This is a genomic window from Microaerobacter geothermalis (assembly GCF_021608135.1).
In the GTDB taxonomy this organism is placed as follows: Bacteria; Bacillota; Bacilli; order DSM-22679; family DSM-22679; genus Microaerobacter; species Microaerobacter geothermalis.
Window position 1 is genome coordinate 1 of sequence record NZ_JAKIHL010000071.1, and the last position, 3,852, is coordinate 3,852.

Annotated in this window: 5 protein-coding genes; 1 reads left to right on the top strand and 4 read right to left on the bottom strand. The window is 42.1% G+C overall.

The genetic code is table 11. The annotated features are described in order from the left end of the window. The coding region (locus L1765_RS15635; RefSeq protein WP_236408261.1) for a hypothetical protein at positions 1–180 on the top strand (180 nt) is incomplete at its 5' end. Between the two features lie 227 nt (positions 181–407). Here the strand turns inward: L1765_RS15635 and L1765_RS15640 are convergent. The 4 genes from L1765_RS15640 to cobS form a co-directional block, all read right to left on the bottom strand. Further along, complete coding sequence (locus tag L1765_RS15640; RefSeq protein WP_236408422.1) at positions 408–554, bottom strand: hypothetical protein; 147 nt, start codon at positions 552–554, stop codon at positions 408–410. 103 nt (positions 555–657) lie between these two features. After that, positions 658–2,178: a cobyric acid synthase gene (locus L1765_RS15645; protein ID WP_329610070.1), complete on the bottom strand. Its 1,521-nt coding sequence runs from the start codon at positions 2,176–2,178 to the stop codon at positions 658–660. Then, complete coding sequence (locus L1765_RS15650) at positions 2,171–2,803, bottom strand: histidine phosphatase family protein (RefSeq protein WP_236408425.1); 633 nt, start codon at positions 2,801–2,803, stop codon at positions 2,171–2,173. Before L1765_RS15650 ends, L1765_RS15645 begins: the two co-directional genes overlap by 8 nt. A 19-nt stretch (positions 2,804–2,822) precedes the next feature. After that, the gene (cobS, locus tag L1765_RS15655) at positions 2,823–3,557 is read right to left on the bottom strand and encodes an adenosylcobinamide-GDP ribazoletransferase (RefSeq protein ID WP_236408423.1); all 735 of its coding nucleotides are present in this window, start codon (positions 3,555–3,557) and stop codon (positions 2,823–2,825) included. Positions 3,558–3,852 lie beyond the last annotated feature (295 nt).

Sequence of the window (3,852 nt, forward strand, 5' to 3'; positions counted from 1 at the left end):
ATACGAAGTTCAGAAGAATACTGCATCATAACTACTGGAAACATTTACAACGATTATCCCGGGCATCCCTATACCCATTTTTATCTGGAAATTGATACCAAGCACTTGACATTTTTAGATCAGTATGACCCGGGAGGGAATTATTTTCATATCAAAGAATTTACTAAGGACAGCCTTTGAGTTCGTACGAAGATGCGGGACTGAAGAATGGGAATTAGCCCTCAAACTGACTCCATCTTTGAAATACCCAGATGTTTTTGAGGGCTCCGTTCTTTAGTCACAAAGCGAACTTTTATAACTTCTTCGCCGAACTCAAGTTGCGGACGTGTAAATCTTTGATATGAAAATACCTTTTCATATCAATTTGTGACCCTTCGGGTCATGTATGTTTAGTTCGCGCTCCTAAACTACTTTTCTTTAAGAATTGCCTTCTTTTCATGGTCATCCGTTTTCTTATCAACTTTGCAATCACCGCAAATCCAGTGTTTCCCTATCTCGTTGCCTTCATACAATTTTCCGCATTGTTCACATGTGATAAATTGTTCTGACGTCATCTGGATTGCACCTCCATGATAATGACCTGGATCATAATCTCCCTGCTGTCTCTATCATAACATTCTTTGCAGGAAAGCAACGTGATAATCATCACATGATAAATTAAGAAAAAATCAATTCATATATTTTTCCCATTTGAAGGCAGCTTCTCACATGATCAGCCAGACGGTTAAAGGATTCTTCTTTTCTTTCCTTTGTATTTACCATGATTTCAACAGCAGCAAGTCCTTTCTTCCTCCTTATCCGATTGATCCATCCTCTGCGGAATGCATCATTGTCAAATATTCCGTGGATGTAGGTACCCCATACATTTCCTTCCTCTGACACAGCTCCATCAAAATGTGTCTGTCCATCCTCTTCTATAATAAGAAAAGGTTTGTTGCATTCTTTTGTATAAACTGATTGTCCCATATGGATTTCATAGCCGTGGACCAGTTGATTGGAAAGATCTTTCCATAAGGGGAATGAATTGGTTTTTCCCATGATTTTAACCGTTCTTTTAATCTCATGAAACGTGGTGACAATGGGCAATAGGTTAAAACCTATTATTTCACCCATGGATGATTCAATGTTTAGAGGATCTTGAATCAATTCACCCAGCATTTGATATCCGCCGCAAATCCCGACCAGTTCTACTCTTCTATGTTTGATTGCTTTCAAAATCTGATCTTCCAGTCCCGAATCCCTTAGCCATTTTAAATCTTCAATGGTATTCTTCGTACCAGGTAGAATAATCGCATCGGGATTCCCCAGTTGGGTGGGATGTGACACATAATAAACAGAAACATCTGGTTCCAATTCCAAAGCGTAGAAATCTGTAAAATTGGAAATTCTGGGGTTCCTGATCACCGCTATTCCAATAGATTCACCAGCATACTCCCTTGGTGCTCCCTTCCTTTCCAACACTACCCCGTCTTCCGCCTCAACTTCCAGGGAAGGAAGAAATGGAATCACGCCAAGTACCGGTTTTTGAATATAATTTTCCAACCATTCGATTCCCGGCTGCAGCAAGGACAGATCTCCCCTGAATTTGTTGATAATCACACCGGCCACACGTTTTTTATCTTCGTCATGAAGCAGGTCCAATGTACCCACAATAGAAGCAAACACTCCGCCACGGTCAATATCCGCCACCAAAATGACAGGAGCATCTGCCCAACGGGCCACCCTCATATTAACCAGTTCCCTGTCATTCAAATTAATCTCTGCAGGACTTCCCGCCCCTTCAATGACAAGAAAATCAACCTGTTGTTGAAGGTGATGCAGGGAATCAATGATCGCCTTTTTTCCGATTTCAAAATATTCCTCTCTATACTGAACAGCATTCACCGTATGTAAGGGCCGTCCCATCAAGACAATTTGTGAATGATGATCTCCTGATGGCTTAATCAGTATCGGATTCATTTCAACGATAGCCTCAATCCCTGCTGCTTCTGCCTGAACTCCCTGAGCTCTTCCAATTTCCTTTCCGTCTGATGTCACGTAGGAGTTATTGGACATATTTTGTGATTTAAAAGGGGCTACCCGGTACCCATCCTGTTTAAAAATGCGGCATAAAGCAGTAACAATGACACTTTTGCCTACATCAGAGCCTGTTCCCTGAATCATTATGCTTTTAGCCACGCTGATCCTCCTCTCCTGGCGACCAAATTTCACTCAGTTCAGATTGATGCTGATCATAGGATACCGTCACGATTGACCCTGGTTTGATTTTCCAGTCCCACACGGAAGTACCGGGAATCAGAATGGTAAGAATCGTGCGGATCACGCCCCCGTGGGTGACAACCATTGCGGTTTCCCCATCTTTTATTTGATCACATACCTTTTTGAACTCGGGTAAGAGTCTGGTTTCAAAATCAGATTGATTCTCCTTTGCTCCAGTGGGTTTATAGTTTCGTGGATTCAGATAAAATCGAAAAACGTCGCTGGGAAAATGACCCTTTACCTGTTCATAGGTTAACCCCTCCCATCTTCCAAAATCAAACTCGCCCAGCCAATCATGGACCTGTATTTGATCATCAGACAGCTCCAATTCTTTCAAGATATACGTCATCGACTCCAAGGCACGTTTCATAGGGCTTGAACAAATAAAAGCCATCGGATTTTTCCCAAGCTTCTTTTTCAGGTAACCCGCGGTATGCTGAACCGTTTCTCTTCCCTTCTCAGATAAGGGAAGATCGGTTAATCCAATGTACCTGTTCTCCTCATTCCATCTGGTCTCTCCGTGTCTGATTAACATGATTTGCATTGGCAAAGTGATCACCCCATTATTGATTGAACAAAAGCAGCCCAACCAGTAACACCCACAATTCTATCAGTTCATTGATCCCGCCATAAATATCTCCGGTTAGTCCTCCCAATCTTCTTGAGATTAAAGAAGCTAACAGGAATGTGAACAGCAGAGCTGAACCCATGACTAGAACCCCTGTCCATTTCCAAATCAGGTATACTAAAACCAATGAAATAAGGGTAGCTAAAAAAACTGGCCATTTCCCCTCGGCTTTAAAGGCACTTCCCATGCCTTTCTTTCTGGCATATGGCCATAAGGAAATAGCCCAAACCATAGCCAAACGGCTGATCACTGGCATGGTGATTAGAACTTCAAATCTCCATACAGCTGGAATTTCCTTTAAGGCAGACCATTTTAATAAAAAATAAAGAATGGCCACGGTTGCTCCCATGGCTCCCACTCTGCTGTCCTTCATAATGGACAACATCTGCTCCCTCGAACGATGGCTTAATAAACCGTCAGCCATATCTATCAATCCATCGGTATGAAGACCGCCGGTCATAAAAAACAAAATGATCAATAAGAGAGCTGCAACAATCGTAGAAGGAAAAAAAATCTGCAGCAATAGATCAGCGAAATAGACGGCTGATCCAATGATAAGTCCAACGATTGGAAAAAAAGGAAGGCTAGCCTTCATAGCAAAATTGGCATCCGTTGAATGGGGAAAGGGGAGTCTGGTCAGAAAAAGCAAGGTAGAGAGAAAAGGTTTCATGTGACTATCCTCCTCTTCTTATCGGGTTAAGACTGCCGACTACTTGGGTGGAACTAAACTTACATGACCCGAAGGGTCACAAATTCGCATGAAAATAATTCCATCCAGTAGTTACCTAGTTACTGTATCATCGTTATCTTTCCATAATTGAAATTGAACAGGGGAATGGGTAAGTCGTAAATCTTTATGGTGGTAGCAATATCAGACCCCGCGAACTAAACGGACAGCATCGATCATTGAGCACAAATTCCTGTTGCTGCGAGCACGAATATCAAATTACTGTTTGTCTCTGATC

Excerpts from the sequence above, each read along its gene's own strand:
- L1765_RS15640 (WP_236408422.1), bottom strand. The coding sequence starts at position 554 with ATGACGTCAGAACAATTTATCACATGTGAACAATGCGGAAAATTGTAT.
- L1765_RS15650 (WP_236408425.1), bottom strand. The coding sequence starts at position 2,803 with ATGCAAATCATGTTAATCAGACACGGAGAGACCAGATGGAATGAGGAG.
- cobS (WP_236408423.1), bottom strand. The coding sequence starts at position 3,557 with ATGAAACCTTTTCTCTCTACCTTGCTTTTTCTGACCAGACTCCCCTTT.